Genomic DNA, 16,435 nt, shown 5'->3' on the forward strand with positions numbered 1-16,435 from the left:
CTGCGAACGTCGGGGCGGATGATCGGGGAGGACTTTTTCACCACCTCCCAGCAAATGTGACGAATGTTTGCAAGCCGGATTCGGTGTGTTCCAGGCGCGGTGCGCTGCCTAGAATCAGCAGGCTTTGAGCCTCGCAACCGGAGACCCGCGTGACCCATCTAGATGCCGCTTTGCAGACTGACACCGGCCACTGGCGTCAACAAACCTTGCAAGCGGGCCTCGACCTGCTCGACCAGGGTCTCACCGTGTTCGACGCTGATTTGAAGTTGGTCGCCTGGAACCGCGCCTTCCTGCAACTGCTTGATTTCCCGGCTGATCTGGCCTTTGTGGGCGCCCCGTTCGAGAGCTTCATCCGCTACAACGCCCAGCGCGGTGAGTATGGGGAAGACGACATCGATGCCGCCGTGGCCGCCCGCGTGGACAAGGCCCGCGAGTTCGTGCCGCACGACATCGAACGTGTGCGCCCCGATGGCAGCGTGTTGCGTATCACCGGCCAACCCCTGCCCGGACACGGTTTCGTCACCCTGTATTCCGATGTGACCGAGCAGCGCCGTGCCGAGCAGGCCTTGCGCCAAGCCAACAGCGAGCTGGAATCCCGCGTGCTGGCGCGCACCGCCGAGCTGCAGGCCAGCAACCAGCGCCTGCGCGAGGCACTGGAGGCCAACGAACAGATCACCGCCTCGCTGCGTCGCAGTGAGCACCAGATGCGCCTGGTCACCGACTCGATTCCGGCGCTGGTGGCCTATTTCCGCGCCGATCGCACCTACACCTACGTCAACCGCGGCTATCAGGATTGGTTCGGTCTCGATCCGCACAAGCCCGATGCGGTCAGCGCCCGCGAGTTCCTGGGCTCGGACGTGTACGAGCGCATCAAGCCCAACATCAGCCGCGCGCTGGCGGGCGAAGACGTCACCTTCGACTACGAGTTGCATACCGTGGCAGGGCAGACCCTGGCCGTGCGCACCACGCTCGTCCCCGACATCGCAGCCGATGGAGACGTGGTGGGCTGCTTCGAGCTCACCTTCGATGTCACGCAGGAAAAGCAGTCACAGGCCCTGGTCGTGCGCGCCCAGAAGATGAAGGCCATGGGCCAGCTCACGGGCGGCCTGGCACACGACTTCAACAACATCCTCACGGTCATCATCGGCAACCTCTCGGCCCTGGCCGATGCCCGCCCGCAAGACCCACTGGTCACCGAGTTCACCGGCCCGGCCATCGCCGCCGCCCGCCGGGGCGCCGAGCTGATCCGTGGCCTGATGACCTTTGCACGCCAGCAGCCCCTTCAGGCCGGGGCGGTTGATGTCACGGCGCTCACCCAGTCGGTGACCCGCCTGGTGCGGCCGGCTTTGCCCGTGACCCTGCAGTTGGATGTGGTGCTCGACCGTGAACCGGCCTGGACCTGGGTGGACGCGACGCAGCTCGAAAACGCCTTGGTCAACCTCATCCTCAACGCCCGCGATGCCACTCAGTCGCACGGTCGCATCGTCGTGCGCACGTCCACACACACCATCGACGAACGCCAGGCCGAACGCCAGCGTGTGCAGCCCGGCACCTATGTGTGCCTGGAGGTGGTGGACGACGGCGTGGGCATGGACGCGGCCACCGTCTCTCGCATCTTCGAGCCCTTCTTCACCACCAAGCAGGCCGGCAGTGGCACCGGCCTGGGCATGTCCATGGTGTACGGTTTTGTGCGCCAGTCGGGTGGCGCCATCCAGGTGAACAGCACGCCCGGGCAGGGCACCACCGTGTCGCTGTGCCTGCCTGCGATCGAGGTGCCCACCGACGTGCCGGCGCTCGATGACACCGATTTTGCGTCCGACCGCAGTCGCCGTGGGGTGGCGCTGCTGGTCGAGGATGATCCCGATGTGCGCCGTGTCGTGCGCCGCAGCCTGCTCGATCTGGGCTTTGCCGTCATCGAGGCCGCGCACGCGCAGGAGGCGCAGGCTATCCTTGCGCAGATGCCCGATATCAATCTGCTCCTGTCCGACATCATGATGCCCGGTGAGATGAACGGCGTAGGCTTGGCTCGCCTGGCGCGTTTGCAGCGACCTCAGATGCAGGTGTTGCTGATGAGCGGCTGTGCGCCCAGTGGGGACGAGCTCATGGACCTGCCCGTCTTGCCCAAGCCCTTTAGCACCCGCGATCTGGCGGCGGCCCTGGAAGGGCTGACCGCGTGAGCATGCCCCCGGCCCTGATTTACGTCATTGAAGACGAGCTCTCGATCGCCCGTCTGGTGCAATCCGTGCTCGTCGAATTCGGCTTCGAGGTGGAGTGTTTCCACACCGGCGCCAGCGCACTGAGCCGTCTGCCGGTCCGTCGTCCCGATCTGTGCATCATCGACTTGGGCCTGCCCGACATGGACGGCATCGACCTGGTGCGTCAGATCAGCCAGCAGTCTCCCTGTGGCCTCCTGATCCTCAGTGGTCGAGGGCACACCGCCGACCGCATCATGGGTCTGGAGTTGGGCGGAGATGACTATGTCACCAAGCCTTTCGAGCCGCGTGAGCTGGTCGCCCGTGTGCGCAGCATCCTGCGCCGTCGCGGCCAGGTGCCGGGCGGTGGCCAAAGCGAGTCGCGCCGCGTGGCACGCTTTCTGAACTGGACGCTGGACTGCTCGGCCAACACCTTGCGCTCCGACGAGGGGGGCGAGCATGTGCTGGGCGTGGCCGAAGTGCAGGTGCTGCGTACCTTCCTGGAGCGTCCGCACCAGATCCTCACCCGTGAACAATTGGTCGGACGGCGTGGCTTATCTCCCCTGGATCGCAGTATTGACGTGAGGATTTCACGCCTGCGCCGCAAGATCGAAGATGACCCGCTCGACCCGCGTATCATCAAGACCGTCTACGGCGCCGGGTACGTTTTCTCGGCGACTGTCATCTGGGGTTAGGTGCCTCGCTGCACCCGCGCGATGAGAGGGTCTCCATGCGATCTGCCAAGAAGGCTGTGAATGTTTCTCGACTTGCCGCTCGCTGCGGGATGGCCTTGGCGCTGGCGGGCGTGCTGTCTGCGTGCACCTCGCTGTCCTTGCCTTGGTCTGAGCCCACAGGGGGCAACCGCCCCGAAACGGTCTGGGCGGTCACGGCCAACCACGAACTCATCCACTTCAATGCGGGCCAGCCTGGCAAGCTGCTCAGTTCCCGTCCACTGCAAGGCCTGAGTGAGGGCGAGGTCATCGTTGGCATCGATTACCGTGTGGCCCGTGGGGTGCTGTATGCCCTCAGCAGTGCCGGGCGCCTGTACACACTCGATACCGTCCAGGCACGTTTGAACTGGGTGCCGGCTCCGCTGCTGTCCTTGTCACCGCAACAGGCCCACGGATTCGATTTCAATCCCACCGTCGACCGCATCCGCGTCATCAGCGAAGATGGGCGCAACATGCGTGTGCACCCCGATACGGGCGCGCTGGTCGATGGCGATCCTGCCCAAGCCGGTGTGCAGCCAGACGGTGCCCTGCGCTACGCCGACGCGACCGTTCGGCCGCGCGTGGCCGGCATGGCCTACACCTATAACACCCGAGATGACAAGTTGACCACCGGCTATGCCATCGACATGAGTCAAGGCACGCTGGTGACGTTGGGCAGCGCCGAGGGCGTCAGCCCTGTCGTGTCTCCCAATGGTGGCATGCTGTTCAAGGTGGGCGGCCTGGGCCTGGGGCCTTTGCGTGAGGTCTCCTTCGACATTTCGGACGTGCGCAACACCGCCTTGGCGGCCGTGGTCACGCAGGGCGAGGCCCGGACCCGTCTCTATCGCATTGATCTGCGCACGGGGCAGGCCTCCTTGCTGGGGACCGTGGGCCAGGGGCAATCCTTGCGAGGGGTGGCGATTGAGCCGTGAGGGTTGGATTGCTTGGGGGCTCGCCGCTTGTTTGAGTCTGGGCGTGGGCACCAGCGGTGCAGCCAGTTTGCAGGTCACAGTGGTGGACGAGCAAGGCCGTCCCGTACCCGATGCGGTGGTGTTCCTGGATTCGGTCCAGGCCAGTAAGGTCGTGCGTCCCATGGCGCAGGTCGACATGGCCCAGCAGAACAAGCGCTTTGTGCCCGATGTGCTTCTCGTCACACGGGGGACGCCGGTGGCCTTTCCCAACCGCGACACCGTGCGCCACCATGTGTACTCGTTCTCGCCCACCAAGCGGTTCGAGCTCAAGCTCTACGTCGGCACGCCTGCCCAGCCGGTGGTGTTCGACCAGCCAGGTGTGGCCGTGCTGGGGTGCAACATCCATGATCAGATGATTGCCAGGGTCGTGGTGGTGGACACGCCATACCGAGCCCAAGCCGACGCCGATGGCCGTGTCGTGCTGGACAACGTCCCGCCTGATGCCTACCAGCTGCGCCTGTGGCACCAGCGTCTGCCCGTGGGGGCGTCTGCCCAGGCTCAGGCGCTGAGCATGACGGACAAGTCCGTGGCAATGCGCGTCGTGCTCCGCAAGCTGGAGGCGCCATGACCGACATGGCTCGCTCGTACTGGCGGGACATGTCGCTGTCCACCCGCATCGTGCTGGTCATGCTCATCTTGCTGCTGGTCGTGCAGGCGGCAGGTGGTGCGGTCGTGCGGGCCGCTGTCGAGCAACTGGTGCGGCAAGGGGTGCGTACCGAACTGGAGGTTGGTGAGCGTGTCTGGCAACGTCTGCTGGACTTGCGAGCACAGCGCTTGCAGGAGGCGTCGGTCGTGCTGGCCGCAGATTTCGGCTTCCGCTCGGCCATCGCCAGTGGCGATCAAGGCACCATTGCCTCGGCACTGGACAACAGCAGTGCCCGCATCGGCGCCACCTTGGCGGTGATGCTGTCGCCTGACTTCACGCAGTCCACTGTCAGTGAGGGTGCGCCACCGGTGCCCCACGAGGTGTTCCAGCACTTGGGCACACAGTTGGCTCGGGTGCCGCAAGGCGGGCGTTTGACCCGCATCGGGCCGCAGCCTTACCAGTTCGTCATGGTGCCTGTGAAGGCACCCGTGTTGATCGGCTGGGTGCTGATGGGTTTCCCGCTCGACCAACGGCTGGCCGAAGACTTTGTGCGCCTGTCCAATGTCCACATCGCCATCGTGTCCGAGCAGTCTGATCAGACCCTGGTGCCAGTCGTCTCGACCTTGCCACGGGTGCAGCAGGCCGCCCTGGTCGATGTGGTTCGTCAGCGCCTGTCGTCTGTCACGTTGGGCGAGGACATCTTCGCCGTGCGACAAGGCGCCATGGGCGCCACCGATGGCGCGATGCGCGCGATCTTCTTGCGCTCCATCTCTGAGGCAAGTGGGCCTTACCGGCAACTCCAGCTTCACCTGATCTTGATCACCTTGGGTGGCCTCTTGTTGTTCGCCGTGGGCAGTCACCTCGCCAGCCGACGTGTGACCCGTCCTCTCAAGGAGCTCACCGAGGTCACCGGGGTGTTGGAGCAGGGCCGCTTTGACATTGCCGTGCAAGGCACGCAGCGACACGACGAAGTGGGGCAGCTGGCCCGCGGTTTTGATCGCATGCGCACCAGCTTGGCCCAGCAGCATGAGCAGATCCTCAAGCTCGCCTACTGGGACCGTCTCACCGGCCTGCCCAACCGCGAGCAGTTCCGGGATCGCCTGGTGGCGGCACTCGATCAGGCAGGGCAAGGTCCCCTGGTGGTTCTCACCCTCAACCTGGATCGATTCAAACACGTCAACGAAGTGCTGGGCTATGCCTTTGGCGACGAGCTGCTCAAGGTGGTGGCCGCTCGCCTGCAGCAGCATGTGGGCACCGCAGCCGATCTGGTGGCGCGTGTGGGGGGCGACGAGTTCGTCATCCTGTTGACCCAGGCGGATGCCCAGGCCGCGCTGGCCGTGGCCGATCGCATCACCAGAGGTTTCGAGCACCCACTGGCGCTTGGGGAGCAGACGGTTGATCTCAGTGCCAGCATCGGTGCGGCCTGCTGGCCTGGCGATGGCGACGACGCCGACACCTTGATGAGCCGCTCCGAAGTCGCGATGCACGCTGCCAAGGCACGGACCACCGGCGTGGTGCTGTACGCCCCAGCGCTCGACTCGTCCAGCGCCCAGACCCTGTCTCTGCTGAGTGACCTGCGCCACGCACTGGCGCACGAGGAGTTGCGTTTGTACTTGCAGCCCAAGCTGCACACCGCTTCCGGGCAGATCAGTGCGGCCGAGGCTCTGGTGCGGTGGCAGCACCCTGAACGCGGACTCGTTCCCCCCATGGCCTTCATTCCGTTTGCCGAGCAAACCGGTTTCGTGCGCCAACTCACCTTGTGGGTGTTCGAGGAGGTGGCCCGTCAGTGGTCCAGTCTGCAAAGCGCCGAAGCCGGCCTGCGTGTGGCCATCAACCTGTCCACCCGAGATTTACTGGACCTGGATTTTCCGCAAAAGCTCAGCGCCATCATGGCGCGCCATGGTGTGCAGGCCGAGGCCTTTTGCCTGGAGATCACCGAGAGCGCGATCATGGACGACCCTCAGCGTGCCGAGAACACCCTCAACCGCTTGGCTGAGTTGGGCTTCAAGCTCTCCATTGACGACTTTGGCACCGGCTATTCGTCGCTGGCCTACCTCAAGCGTCTGCCGGTCAGCGAACTCAAGATCGACAAGTCTTTCGTGATGGGCATGGCAGACGACGACAGCGATGCCAAGATCGTCCGCTCGACCATTGACCTGGCCCACAACCTGGGCCTCAGTGTGGTGGCCGAAGGCGTGGAGACCGAAGCCATCTTGCAGCGTCTGCGCGATTGGCGGTGTGACGAAGCCCAGGGTTATTTGGTGAGCAAGCCCATGCCGGCGGCAGACTTCATCGCCTGGCGACAGCGTTGGCAGCGCCGTTGAGCGAGCCTGGTCAGAGTGGCTGACAAAATCCGTATGCTGTATGAAAATACAGTGCATGAGCGATTGGACGCCACCCCCTGATGCCCGTCTGCGTGCCATCCCCCTCAAGGGCCGTGGCACGGCCACCCGTTGGGCGCATCGCTTTGCGGCGCAGGCGCGCGAGGCGGTCGCCGATGGTTGGGAGCGCGAGGAGGATGAGACGACTGCGCGCCCCACCCAGGTCACGCCCGAGCAGGCCCGCAGCATCCTGTCGGGCAACCAGTCTCCCGACATCCCCTTCACCTGGTCCATCAACCCCTACCGCGGATGCGAGCACGGCTGTATCTACTGCTATGCCCGTCCCACCCACAGCTACCTCAACCTCTCGCCCGGGCTGGACTTCGAAACCCGTCTGGTCGCCAAGGTCAACGCCGCCGCCTTGCTGAGGCAGGAGTTGCAAAAACCCAGTCACGTGTGCAGCCCCATCAACATCGGCTCGGCCACCGATCCCTACCAGCCCATTGAACGTGAGTGGCGCATCACTCGCAGCGTGCTGGAGGTGCTGAACAGCTGCCAGCATCCCTACACCCTGATCACCAAGTCCAGCGGCGTCGAGCGCGACATCGACCTGCTGGCGCAAGCCGGTGCGCGCCAGCAGGCCTACGTGATGATCAGCCTGACCACGCTGGACGCAGCACTGTGCCGCAAGCTGGAGCCCCGTGCGGCGGCACCGTACCGCCGCTTGCAGACCATCCGGCGCCTGGCCGATGCCGGGGTTCCCGTCGGGGTCAACGTGGCCCCCATCATCCCTTTCCTCAACGAGCCCGAAATCGAGTCGCTCATCGAGGCCGCTGCGCAGGCTGGTGCGCAGTCCATCCACTACACCGTGCTGCGCCTGCCCTGGGAGGTCAAACCGCTGTTCGAAGAGTGGCTCGGCCACCATGCGCCCGACAAGGCCGCGCGCATCATGGCCCGCGTGCGTGAACTGCGCGGCGGCAAGGACTACGACGCTGACTTCAGATGGCGCATGAAAGGCGAGGGCGTCTGGTCGCAGTTGATCGCGCAACGTGTGCGCAAGGCCGTCGCGCGTCATGGGCTGGAACGGCGCCTGCCGGTGCTGGACGGCAGTGCGTTCAATCCGACCGCCTTGCGTCCGCCCTCTCCGCAACTGGGCCTGTTCTGAGTTCCCAACCCGGCTCGCCGAGGCCGAGCGGGTGATTGTTTGCCGGGCCATGCGCACCAGCAGAGCCGGGCGCGTCTAAAATCGACGCTTTCGTTTCTCTACCTAGACTCGACCATGTCCAAAACCGCCAAGCCCGTCAAGCCTGCCAAGGCCCCCAAGGCGGCACCTGCTGCCCAGCCGGTTGCTGCTCCCGCTGCTGCCGACAAGGCCCAGAAGATCAAGAAAGTCGTGCTGGCCTACTCTGGCGGTCTGGACACGTCCATCATCCTGAAGTGGCTGCAAGACGAGTACAACTGCGAAGTGGTCACCTTCACCGCCGACATCGGCCAGGGTGAAGAGATCGAACCCGCACGCGCCAAGGCGCTGAAGATGGGCATCAAGCCCGAGAACATCTTCATCGAAGACCTGCGCGAAGAATTCGTGCGCGACTACGTGTTCCCGATGTTCCGCGCCAACGCGCTGTACGAAGGCGAGTACCTGCTGGGCACCTCCATCGCCCGTCCCCTGATCGCCAAGCGCCTGATCGAGATCGCCAAGAAGACCAAGGGCGACGCCATCTCGCACGGCGCCACCGGCAAGGGCAACGACCAGGTCCGCTTCGAGCTGGGTGCCTACGCGCTGCTGCCCGGCGTGAAGGTGATTGCACCGTGGCGCGAGTGGGACCTGCTGTCCCGCGAAAAGCTGCTGGCCTATGCCGACAAGAACGGCATCCCGGTGGACTTCAAGAAGCGCAAGGGCGGCGCGCCTTACTCCATGGACGCCAACTTGCTGCACATCAGCTACGAAGGTGGCGTGCTGGAAGACCCGAACTTCGAGCCCGAAGCCAATATGTGGCGCCTGACGGTGTCGCCCGAGAAGGCGCCCAACAAGCCGCAAACCATCGAGCTGACCTATGCCAAGGGTGACGTGGTCGCCATCGACGGCGTCAAGCTGACGCCCGCGCAAGTGCTGACCAAGCTGAACGAGATCGGCGGCAAGCACGGCATCGGTCGTCTGGACAAGGTCGAAAACCGCTACGTCGGCATGAAGAGCCGCGGCTGCTACGAAACCCCTGGCGGCACCATCCTGCTGTCGGGCCACCGTGCCATCGAATCCATCACCCTCGACCGCGAAGTCCTGGCGCTGAAGGATGACCTGATGCCGCGTTACGCCCGCATGATCTACAACGGCTACTGGTTCAGCCCCGAGCGCGAACTGCTGCAAGGCCTGATCGACGCCAGCCAGGAAACCGTCAACGGCACCGTCAAGCTCAAGCTCTACAAGGGCACGATCATGTGCGTGGGCCGCGAGTCCAAGACCGACAGCCTGTTCGACGCCAAGATCTCGACCTTCGAGGACGACGCAGGCGCCTACAACCAGGCTGATGCGGCGGGCTTCATCAAGCTCAACGCCCTGCGTCTGCGCATCGGTGCCAACGTCAAGGCACAACGCGCGGGCGCTGTCCGTGCTGCCAAGACTGCCGCGAAGCCGGCTGTGAAGCCTGCTGCCAAGCCGGTGGCCGTGAAGACCACCGCCAAGCCGGTCGCCCGCAAGCCAGCTGCGACGGCCACCAAGCCTGCGACCACCGCAGCCAAGCCTGCCGCCAAGAAGGCTGCGGCCACCAAGTAAGACCTCTTGAAAGACCGGTGCCCGTGCATCGGTCTTTCTTCATTTTGGAGATCCCACCATGACCACCACCACCCTCGCAGGCAGCGTCGCCACGCAAGCCAGCGTTTACTTCGACGGCAAGTGCATCTCGCACACCGTGACCCTGGCTGACGGCGTTCGCAAGTCGGTTGGCGTGATCCTGCCCGCCACCTTGACCTTCAACACCGGCGCACCTGAGATCATGGAAACCGTCGCGGGCAAGGCCACCATCAAACTGGCCGGCGCCAGCGAATGGCAGACCTATGGCGCAGGCGAAAGCTTCAATGTGCCGGGCAACTCCTCCTTCGAGATCAAGGTCGAAGGCGAGCCTTACCACTACATTTGCCACTTCGGTTGATGTCAGTCTGAGCCGCTCGGGCGCCTGATGCGGCCAGGCGGTTCGCGACGCCATACCGCGTCCCCATTCAAAAAGCCGCTCCTTGGAGCGGCTTTCGCGTTTCAGTGTGGCCCGTACATCAGACCACCACCGGCTCAGGCTCCAGCCGGATGCCAAAGCGCCCGTACACGCTTTCCTGGATCGCGCGCGCCAGCGTCACCACCTCGGCCCCATTGGCGCCGCCCCGGTTCACCAGCACCAGCGCCTGACGCTCATACACCCCCGCGCGGCCAATCGACTTGCCCTTCCACCCACAGGCATCGATCAGCCACCCTGCGGCCAGCTTGAACGTGCCGTCTTCCAGCGCGTAATGCACCACATGCGGATCGCGGCCAATGATGTCGCGGCACTGTTCGGCCGTCACCACCGGGTTCTTGAAAAAGCTACCCGAGTTGCCGATCACGGCCGGGTCGGGCAGCTTGGCGCGGCGCACCTCGCACACCCAGTCGAAAATCTGCCGCGCGTCGGGTGCTGTGATGCCCGTCTCGGCCATCTTGCGCTCCAGCTCCAGGTAGCCCAGCACCGGCTGCCAGGGGCGCGGCAGGCGCAGGCGCACTGTGGTGATCAGACTTTTGCCAGCCAGGTGTCGCTTGAAAATGCTGTCGCGGTAGCCAAAGCCGCACTGCGCCGCCGTGAGCGTCACCGTGCGCCCGGTGATCAGGTCCACCGCGTCCAGCGATTCGAACCGGTCTTGCAGCTCCACCCCGTAGGCGCCGATGTTCTGCACCGGCGCTGCGCCCACCGTGCCCGGAATCAGTGCCATGTTCTCCAGGCCCGGCAGGCCCTGGTCCAGGCACCACGCCACCGTGTCATGCCAGCGCTCGCCCGCGCCCACCTCCACAATCCAGGCGTCGTCGCGCGTCTCCAGCAGGCGGATGCTCTTGATCTCCACCTTCAGCACACAGCGGTCCACGTCCTGCGTCAGCACCAGATTGCTGCCGCCACCCAGGATGAACTTGGGCGCGCGGCCCAGTTCTGGGTCATTGACCACCCGCTTCACATCGGCCTCCGAGTGGAGGTGCACCAGCGTTTGGGCGGTGGACGGCAGGCCGAAGGTGTTGAACTCACGCAGGCTCGCGCCGCGCTCCAGATCGAGCAAAGCAGAAGAAACTGGCGAAGAGTCGCCGGCAGACGGTGTGTGCATGGCAGAATTTTCGCAGACAACGGAGAACACCATGCCCAGTTTTGACACCAAGCTCGATCCCAACCTTGATTCCGTCGGCAATGCCGTCGACACCACCGGCAAGGAAATCGGCACCCGCTTCGATTTCAAGGGCACCAGCGCCGCCGTCGAATTCAACAAGAAGGACAAGCAGGTCATCATCTTCGGTGACTCTGACTTCCAGATCGACCAGGTGCGCGATGTGCTTTACAACAAGCTCACCAAGCAAAAGGTCGACATCCGCTTCATGGACGTGGGCAAGGTCGAGAAGATCGGTGGCGACAAGGTCAAGCAGGTCGTCAAGATCAAGGCTGGCATCGAAGCCGAACTGGCCAAGAAGATCACCAAGCTGATCAAGGACAGCAAGCTCAAGGTCAACGCCAGCATCCAGGGCGAGGAAGTGCGCATCCAGGGCGCCAAGCGTGACGACCTGCAGGCTGCCATGGCCCTGATCAAGAAGGACATCACCGACGCCCCGCTGTCGTTCGACAACTTCCGCGATTGAGTGCACGCCATGACCCACGTCCGCCCGATGCGTCAGATCCTGTTGGGCGTGAGCCTGACCTTGTGTGCCGGCGCTGCCCTGGCGCAAAGCGTAGCCATGAGCGGGGGCATGGGTCGCAAGGCCCTGCTGGTCATCAATGGCGGCCAGCCCAAGGCCCTGGCGGCGGGTGAGGCGCACCTGGGCGTCAAGGTCATCAGTGTCACGCCCGATCAGACGGTGGTCGAGATCGCGGGTCAGCGCCAGACGGTGGCGCTGGGTGGCGCGCCCGTCAGCGTGGGCGGGCGCAGCGGTGGGAGCGGTGGCACCCAGATCGTGCTGACAGCGGGCTCAGGTGGGCATTTCGTCACCCAGGGCAGCATCAACGGCCGCGGCACCCAGTTTGTGGTCGACACCGGCGCGACCATGATCTCGATGGGGGCAGCCGAAGCCAAGCGCCTGGGCATCAATTTTGAGACCGGTCAGCGCATGCAGGCCCACACCGCCAATGGCGTGACCACCGGCTACCGCATCAGCCTGGGCACCGTGCGCATCCAGGACGTCGAGGTGCACAACGTCGAGGCGGCCGTGATGCCGATGGGCATGCCCTACATCCTGCTGGGCAACAGCTTCCTGTCGCGTTTTCAGATGAAGCAGGAAAATGGCACCATGACCCTGCAGCGCCGTTTCTGACGGCGCGCGAGGCCTTCACGCGTGGACTGGTTGCACAATGGCGGCCTGATCCAAACCGGGTCGTCACTTCCTGTTTTTGCACCATGGCCAAACGACCACGCCTGCCCGCCGGGCACAACACCCTCGATCAGATCCTGTTTGGTCAGGGCTTCGGTGAGCGTCGCGTGTGTGAAGGGCTGATCCTCAATGGCCTCGTGCAGGTCGACGGCGAGGTGGTTGACGATCCCGATGCGGCCTTTCCGGAAGACCGACTGAGCCTGATCGTCGACGGTCAGCCCTGGGTGACCCACGTCAAGGCGCTGATCATGCTGCACAAGCCTGCGGGCTACGAGTGCTCGCTCAAGCCGGGCGCCTGGCCGGGCGTGCACAACCTGCTGCCGGTGCCCTTGCGCCGCCGGGGCCTGCAACCCGTGGGGCGGCTCGATCAAGATACCACCGGCCTGCTGCTGCTCACCGACGACGGCCCCTTGCTGCACAAGCTCACCTCGCCCAAGCACCACGTGCCCAAGGTCTACGAGGTGACCTGCAAGCACCCGGTCACGGCGGCCATGTGCGAGAAGCTGCGCAAGGGGGTGGTGCTGGATGACGACCCCGATCCCGTGTATGCCGATGCGGCTGAGCCGGTGGGCGAGGGTGAGACCCTCCATCTGCGCCTGACCTTGCTGCAAGGCAAATACCACCAGGTCAAGCGCATGGTGGCCGCTGTCAGCAACCGGGTCGAGGGTCTGCACCGCAGCCAGATCGGCCGCCTGGCACTGCCCGAGGACTTGGCCCCCGGTCAATGGCGCTGGATCGAAGACCCGGCCATCGTCCTGCCCTGACGCCCCGTCTTCCTCAGGCCGCCCCGGCTGGGCCGGTCAGAGGATGTTCGTGAAGTCGGTGTTCAGGTACTCGTCCTGAACGCTGGGCGCCTGCCAGGCACGCACCCAGTCCACAAATTCATGGGCAGGCATGGGGCGGCTGATGAAAAAGCCCTGCGCCTCGTTGCAGTGCAGCCCTTCCAGCAGCTTCCAGCTCTTGGCCGACTCCAGCCCTTCGGCCACCACCGACATGCCCAGGTTGTGCGCCAGGTCGATCACCGAGCGCACGATCTTGGCATCGTTCAGGTCATTCTGCATGTTCAGCACGAAGGACTTGTCGATCTTCAACTCGTGCACCGGCAGCGTCTTCAGGTAGGCCAGCGACGAATAGCCCGTGCCGAAATCGTCGATGGACAAGAGAAAGCCCAGCTCGTTGAGCCGGTTCAAAATCTGGCCCGCATGGGCCGGATCCTCCATTGTTGCCCCCTCGGTGATCTCCAGCACCATGGCGCCTGGCAGCACCTGATGGCGGGTCAGGATCGCGTGCAGGTGCTGGGGCAGGTCGCGGTCCATCAGGTCGTGCGCGGACAGGTTGACGGCAATCTTCAGATTCAGCCCCGCGTCGTGCCATTGGCGCCAGAGGGTGGCCGCCTGGTCCACGGCCCACAGGGTCAGCACCCGGATGAAGCCGGTTTGCTCGGCAAACGGGATGAACGCGCCCGGGGGGATGAGGCCCTTTGTCGGGTGCTGCCAACGGACCAAGGCCTCGGCACCCAGGACGGCATTCGTGCTCAGGCAGATTTTGGGTTGCAAGTGCAGTTGCAGCTCACGGCGGTTCACCGCCTGCTTGAGCTCCGTCAACAGGCTCAGTGAAGCGGCCTCGTCCGGATCCATGTCCGGGCTGTAGACCATCATGCTGACCATCTTCTGGCGCGCCACGTTCATGGCCATCTCGGCATGCGACAGCAGCTCATCGGCATTGCGGCCGTCTTCTGGGAACAAGGTGACGCCGGCCTGCGCCATCAGGTCAATCGCTTGGCCGTCCAGTTCGAACGGGGTGTCCATGCTGCGCAGCAGGGTCTTGGCCAACTGCGTGGCGCTCACCTTGTCCGCGCGTGGCACCAGACAGGCAAACTGGTTGCCGCCGATGCGGCCCAGCAAATGGTGGGTGTCGGGCAGGGTGGCCGACAGGCGCAAGGCCACCTTGCGCAACAAGGTGTCGCCCGAGGCCTGGCCCAGTACCGCGTTCACATGCTTGAAACGCTGAATGTCGAGCGTGATCAAGGCGCCGCTCTGCTTGCCTCGGTGCACTTCCTGAATCTGCTGCGCCAGACGCACTTGAAAGTAAGCGCGGTTGGGCAGGTGGGTCAGGGTGTCCCGAAAGGCGGTCTGCCGGATGTCGTCTTCCCGGGCGTGACGATAGCGGCTCAGCTCGCTCATCATCAGTCCCAGTTGCCGCAACTCGAATGGGCCCTTCGGCGCGGGCACCTCAGGCCACTCCTCCTGTGTCGCGCGATGGGTCCAGCCACTGAGCTGCCGCAGGCCTTCGCGCAGCCGCCAGCCTTGCTGCCACAACAGCGCGCCCACCAGCAGGCTGCCCAGCCAGGTCGCCAGCACCAATTGCCAGCGGGCGCGTGCCCAGCCGGGGTCGGGTTGATCCAGCTCGGCGCGCAGCCACAACACCGCACGGTCGCCTGGCAAGCCGGGCGCCATCACCGACAGGGTCGCGTGCACTTCGCCATTGGCAGCGAACTCGGACGGTGCGCCATCGGTCGTCGGATTCGTCAGGGCTTTGCGCTCGGGCAGGCTCAAGGCCTCGTAGGTGGCTGCCCAGGCCTGGGCTTCACCATGACTGGGCAGCCAGGCGCCGTCAGCACGCTCCTGCGTGAGCACCGCCACATGCACATTGGGCATCAACTGCAGGGCGTGCTGCAGTCCGGCCTCCAAGGCTGCCGGCGGCACGCTCAAGGTGGCCGCCTGCCCATGAGGCGGCTGCAATCCCATCGGTTGCAGCATCACGCGGGCCACCTGCATGCCTTGTCGCAGCTCCTCGCGTGTGTGACGCAGGTCTGCCTCCGCCTGCTGTTGCTGCAGCACCAGCCACACCACGACAGACAAGGCCAAGGCAAATGCCAACACGGGCAGAGTCAGCAGGCCGGGGAGGGGGAGGGCAAGTCGCTTGATGAGCATGAACGGCGTCGAGGGGCGCAGCAGGGTCTGTCACGGCATTCTCGGACAGGAGACCATCAAGACGGGGCGCACCTGAGCGCAATCCTGATGAAAATTGCGTTTCTGTCACGCTCTGCTCGACCGCTTCATAGGTGTTCGCATGCAGGCAGGATAATGATACCCATGCAGATCTTTCGCGGATTCCATCATGCAGCACTGGCGCCGGCCTGTGCGCTGACCATCGGTAATTTTGACGGGGTCCACAGAGGCCACCAGGCCATGCTGGCGCTGCTGCGCAATGAGGCGCAGCACCGCGGTCTCCCGGCCACCGTTCTCACCTTCGAGCCGCACCCGCGTGACTACTTTGCGGCCCTGACCGGCAAGCCTGAGTTGGCTCCGACCCGCATCGGCACCTTGCGCGACAAGCTCTCCGAGCTCGAACGCTGCGGCGTCGATCAGGTGGTGGTGTTGCCCTTTGACCAGCGTTTGGCCAGCCTCAGCCCCCAGGCCTTCATCGATCAGGTGCTGGTGCAGGGCTTGAAGGCCCGCTACGTGTTGGTGGGCGATGACTTCCGCTTTGGCGCCAAACGCGCTGGCGATTACGACCTGCTGGACGCCGAAGGCAACCGCCAGGGCTTCGACGTGGCCCGCATGATGAGCTACGAGGTGCACGGCCTGCGGGTGTCTTCGTCGGTCGTGCGTGAGGCCCTGGTTGCCGGCGACATGACCCAGGTCGAGCGCTTGTTGGGTCGCCCCTACACCATCAGTGGCCATGTCATCCACGGCGCCAAGCTGGGTCGCAGCCTCGATTGCCGCACCCTCAACGTCCGTTTCGGCCACGAAAAACCGGCCACCTCGGGCATCTTTGCCGTCCGCACCCACGGCCTGTCCGACCAGCCCCTGGAGGGGGTCGCCAGCATGGGCGTGCGCCCCACGGTGGAGGACGCCGGCCGTGTGCTGCTTGAGGTCCACTGCTTTGATTGGCCCGCCGCCCTCGGCAAGGAAGGGGGCTACGGTAAAATCGTGCGCGTAGAGCTCTTGCACAAGTTGCGAGACGAGGCCCGTTACGACGGCCTGGAGGCCTTGCAGGCCGCCATTCACCAAGACATTGCCGACGCGCGCGGGTTCTTCGAGGCTCAGCAGCGCGGCACCTAAGCCGAAC

At 64.7% G+C, this 16,435-nt stretch carries 14 protein-coding genes; 12 read left to right on the forward strand and 2 right to left on the reverse strand.

Features of this window, described 5'->3' with window-relative positions; translation table 11 throughout:
• Positions 1 to 149 precede the first annotated feature (149 nt).
• From AC3WW4_RS05650 to ppnP, 8 genes are all read left to right on the forward strand, one after another.
• Positions 150 to 2,177, forward strand: a complete 2,028-nt coding sequence (locus AC3WW4_RS05650; RefSeq protein WP_488827405.1) for a PAS-domain containing protein — start codon at positions 150 to 152, stop codon at positions 2,175 to 2,177.
• Positions 2,178 to 2,179: 2 nt separating this feature from the next.
• Positions 2,180 to 2,887 (forward strand): response regulator transcription factor, encoded by a 708-nt coding sequence (locus AC3WW4_RS05655; protein ID WP_420816377.1) that lies wholly within the window; start codon positions 2,180 to 2,182, stop codon positions 2,885 to 2,887.
• Positions 2,888 to 2,922: 35 nt separating this feature from the next.
• On the forward strand, positions 2,923 to 3,834 hold the full coding sequence (locus AC3WW4_RS05660) for a DUF4394 domain-containing protein (protein ID WP_420816375.1): 912 nt from the start codon (positions 2,923 to 2,925) through the stop codon (positions 3,832 to 3,834).
• Positions 3,835 to 3,877: 43 nt separating this feature from the next.
• Positions 3,878 to 4,441 (forward strand): methylamine utilization protein, encoded by a 564-nt coding sequence (locus AC3WW4_RS05665; protein WP_488827406.1) that lies wholly within the window; start codon positions 3,878 to 3,880, stop codon positions 4,439 to 4,441.
• The gene (locus tag AC3WW4_RS05670; RefSeq protein WP_374256274.1) at positions 4,438 to 6,783 is read left to right on the forward strand and encodes a putative bifunctional diguanylate cyclase/phosphodiesterase; all 2,346 of its coding nucleotides are present in this window, start codon (positions 4,438 to 4,440) and stop codon (positions 6,781 to 6,783) included. The genes AC3WW4_RS05665 and AC3WW4_RS05670 overlap by 4 nt, the downstream gene beginning before the upstream one ends.
• A 55-nt stretch (positions 6,784 to 6,838) precedes the next feature.
• Positions 6,839 to 7,945 carry a PA0069 family radical SAM protein gene (locus AC3WW4_RS05675; RefSeq protein ID WP_374256273.1) on the forward strand — a complete coding sequence of 369 codons (1,107 nt, stop codon included), beginning with the start codon at positions 6,839 to 6,841 and terminating at the stop codon, positions 7,943 to 7,945.
• Positions 7,946 to 8,059: 114 nt separating this feature from the next.
• On the forward strand, positions 8,060 to 9,553 hold the full coding sequence (locus AC3WW4_RS05680; protein ID WP_488827407.1) for an argininosuccinate synthase: 1,494 nt from the start codon (positions 8,060 to 8,062) through the stop codon (positions 9,551 to 9,553).
• A 58-nt stretch (positions 9,554 to 9,611) separates the two neighbouring features.
• Complete coding sequence (ppnP, locus tag AC3WW4_RS05685) at positions 9,612 to 9,929, forward strand: pyrimidine/purine nucleoside phosphorylase (RefSeq protein ID WP_488827408.1); 318 nt, start codon at positions 9,612 to 9,614, stop codon at positions 9,927 to 9,929.
• A gap of 118 nt (positions 9,930 to 10,047) precedes the next feature.
• On the opposite strand, the gene murB is transcribed toward ppnP, so the two are convergent.
• A complete protein-coding gene (gene murB, locus AC3WW4_RS05690; RefSeq protein WP_488827409.1) occupies positions 10,048 to 11,112 on the reverse strand; it encodes a UDP-N-acetylmuramate dehydrogenase in 1,065 nt (354 codons plus the stop codon).
• Positions 11,113 to 11,143: 31 nt separating this feature from the next.
• On the opposite strand from murB, the gene AC3WW4_RS05695 reads away from it, so the two are divergent.
• From AC3WW4_RS05695 to AC3WW4_RS05705, 3 genes are all read left to right on the forward strand, one after another.
• The gene (locus tag AC3WW4_RS05695; RefSeq protein ID WP_488827410.1) at positions 11,144 to 11,635 is read left to right on the forward strand and encodes a YajQ family cyclic di-GMP-binding protein; all 492 of its coding nucleotides are present in this window, start codon (positions 11,144 to 11,146) and stop codon (positions 11,633 to 11,635) included.
• Between the two features lie 9 nt (positions 11,636 to 11,644).
• Positions 11,645 to 12,304 carry a retropepsin-like aspartic protease family protein gene (locus tag AC3WW4_RS05700; protein ID WP_488827411.1) on the forward strand — a complete coding sequence of 220 codons (660 nt, stop codon included), beginning with the start codon at positions 11,645 to 11,647 and terminating at the stop codon, positions 12,302 to 12,304.
• Positions 12,305 to 12,387: 83 nt separating this feature from the next.
• Complete coding sequence (locus AC3WW4_RS05705) at positions 12,388 to 13,125, forward strand: pseudouridine synthase (RefSeq protein WP_488827412.1); 738 nt, start codon at positions 12,388 to 12,390, stop codon at positions 13,123 to 13,125.
• 36 nt (positions 13,126 to 13,161) lie between these two features.
• On the opposite strand, the gene AC3WW4_RS05710 is transcribed toward AC3WW4_RS05705, so the two are convergent.
• Entirely contained in the window at positions 13,162 to 15,294 is a 2,133-nt protein-coding gene (locus AC3WW4_RS05710; protein WP_488827413.1) for a putative bifunctional diguanylate cyclase/phosphodiesterase, read from the reverse strand.
• A gap of 162 nt (positions 15,295 to 15,456) precedes the next feature.
• Here AC3WW4_RS05710 and AC3WW4_RS05715 point away from each other — a divergent pair, with 162 nt between their 5' ends.
• A complete protein-coding gene (locus AC3WW4_RS05715; protein WP_488827414.1) occupies positions 15,457 to 16,428 on the forward strand; it encodes a bifunctional riboflavin kinase/FAD synthetase in 972 nt (323 codons plus the stop codon).
• The last annotated feature ends 7 nt before the right edge of the window (positions 16,429 to 16,435 follow it).

Source organism: Aquabacterium sp. TM01 (assembly GCF_057808345.1).

Coding starts and splice junctions, on each gene's coding strand:
- AC3WW4_RS05655 (WP_420816377.1), top strand. CDS start 2,180: ATGCCCCCGGCCCTGATTTACGTCATTGAAGACGAGCTCTCGATCGCC.
- AC3WW4_RS05660 (WP_420816375.1), top strand. CDS start 2,923: ATGCGATCTGCCAAGAAGGCTGTGAATGTTTCTCGACTTGCCGCTCGC.
- AC3WW4_RS05670 (WP_374256274.1), top strand. CDS start 4,438: ATGACCGACATGGCTCGCTCGTACTGGCGGGACATGTCGCTGTCCACC.
- AC3WW4_RS05675 (WP_374256273.1), top strand. CDS start 6,839: ATGAGCGATTGGACGCCACCCCCTGATGCCCGTCTGCGTGCCATCCCC.
- AC3WW4_RS05680 (WP_488827407.1), top strand. CDS start 8,060: ATGTCCAAAACCGCCAAGCCCGTCAAGCCTGCCAAGGCCCCCAAGGCG.
- ppnP (WP_488827408.1), top strand. CDS start 9,612: ATGACCACCACCACCCTCGCAGGCAGCGTCGCCACGCAAGCCAGCGTT.
- murB (WP_488827409.1), bottom strand. CDS start 11,112: ATGCACACACCGTCTGCCGGCGACTCTTCGCCAGTTTCTTCTGCTTTG.
- AC3WW4_RS05695 (WP_488827410.1), top strand. CDS start 11,144: ATGCCCAGTTTTGACACCAAGCTCGATCCCAACCTTGATTCCGTCGGC.
- AC3WW4_RS05700 (WP_488827411.1), top strand. CDS start 11,645: ATGACCCACGTCCGCCCGATGCGTCAGATCCTGTTGGGCGTGAGCCTG.
- AC3WW4_RS05705 (WP_488827412.1), top strand. CDS start 12,388: ATGGCCAAACGACCACGCCTGCCCGCCGGGCACAACACCCTCGATCAG.
- AC3WW4_RS05710 (WP_488827413.1), bottom strand. CDS start 15,294: ATGCTCATCAAGCGACTTGCCCTCCCCCTCCCCGGCCTGCTGACTCTG.
- AC3WW4_RS05715 (WP_488827414.1), top strand. CDS start 15,457: ATGCAGATCTTTCGCGGATTCCATCATGCAGCACTGGCGCCGGCCTGT.